This is a genomic window from [Chlorobium] sp. 445 (assembly GCA_002763895.1).
Lineage (GTDB): Bacteria > Bacteroidota > Chlorobiia > Chlorobiales > Thermochlorobacteraceae > Thermochlorobacter.
The window spans coordinates 1-1356 of record NSLH01000072.1 but is presented as its reverse complement, the minus strand read 5'-3'; the positions used below and the strand labels follow the sequence as shown (position 1 = coordinate 1356).

General features: G+C 49.2%; 2 protein-coding genes. Both read left to right on the top strand.

Going from position 1 to position 1356, the window contains the following annotated elements; genetic code table 11:
- The first annotated feature begins 13 nt into the window (after positions 1–13).
- Positions 14–1054, top strand: coding sequence for a sodium-dependent bicarbonate transport family permease (locus CMR00_12785; protein ID PIO46992.1), 1041 nt, complete (start codon positions 14–16; stop codon positions 1052–1054).
- Between the two features lie 9 nt (positions 1055–1063).
- Positions 1064–1356 (top strand): transcriptional regulator (locus CMR00_12780; protein ID PIO46991.1); only part of this gene is annotated, 293 nt, incomplete at its 3' end.

Genomic DNA, 1356 nt, shown 5'->3' with positions numbered 1-1356 from the left:
AACTTGAAAACAAATGGAAATACAAGCTCTGATTGTGTCGCTTCTTTCGCCGATGGTTCTGGCGTTTGTGCTCGGCATTGTAGCCACAGCGATGAAAAGCGACCTGAAATTTCCCGAAGAACTCTACACATCGCTCACGATATACCTACTTGTTGCTATTGGCTTAAAGGGTGGTTACAAGTTGTCAATAACGCCGTTTTCTGAATTCATTTATCCCGCACTTGCGGCGTTGGTGTTGGGGATTATCATTCCGATTTGGTCGTATCAAATTCTCTTGCGTCTGGGCAAGTTTGATATTGCAAACTCGGCAGCGATTGCGGCACACTACGGCTCGGTCTCGGCAGTAACATTCGGCGAAGCCATTGCTTTTCACGACAATCTTAAAGTGGCTTTGCTCGAGCAAAATCCACAGATGACCGAAGAAGCCTTGAAACTTGCGGGCGGCGTCTATGAAGGCTTTATGCCCGGTTTGCTGACGATTATGGAATTTCCTGCCATTATCATAGCAATTCTCACGGCGCGCATTGCCGCAGGAAAATCTTCCCAATCAAACGGCGAACCCTCGCTCGGAAAAGTGATGCAGGAACTCATTGCAGGCAAAAGTAACTTGCTGATGTTGGGCTTCTTAGTGGTCGGATTTATTGCAGGCAAGCGCGGGTGGGAGCAAGTGGCACCTTTTTTTGATTTGCCGTTTCGCGGTATTCTCGCGCTCTTTTTGCTGGAAGCAGGCTTGGTAACGGGCAGGCGTCTGGGCGACTTAAAGAAAGTCGGCGTCTTTCTCATCGGCTTTGGCATTGTGATGCCAATTCTGCATGCCGTGTTAGGCATTTATCTTGGTAAGTTAGCCGGGCTCTCGCTCGGCGGCGCAACGATTCTCGCCGTGCTCTCGGCAAGTGCTTCCTACATTGCGGCACCTGCGGCGTGCCGTGTCGCGCTGCCGCAAGCCTCGCCGACCTATTACCTCACGGCGTCGCTTGCGATTACCTTTCCGTTCAATATCATCATCGGATTACCACTTTATCATTACTTTGCAAAACTTTTATACGGCACATAAGGAGGACTCATGAAAACAGTATCACTCAAACTGCTCACCATCATTGCCGATGAAGCCTTGCAAAGACGGCTCATTGAAGATGTCAAAAAACTCGGCGCAAAAGGCTACACGCTCGAGAAAGCCTACGGAGAAGGCGATAGCGGCGGTCGCATTAGCCAGTGGGAAGGCGAAAACATTCGCTTGGAAATGCTCGTCAGCACGGAAATAGCTGAAAAAATTTTGGATAAGATTTCACGCGATTACTTCGACAAATACAGCATCATTGCTTATCTGTGCGACGCGCAAGTCTTACGTGGCGAAAA

Bases quoted from the DNA above. Each gene is read 5' to 3' on its own strand.
- CMR00_12785 (PIO46992.1), top strand. From the start codon at position 14: ATGGAAATACAAGCTCTGATTGTGTCGCTTCTTTCGCCGATGGTTCTG.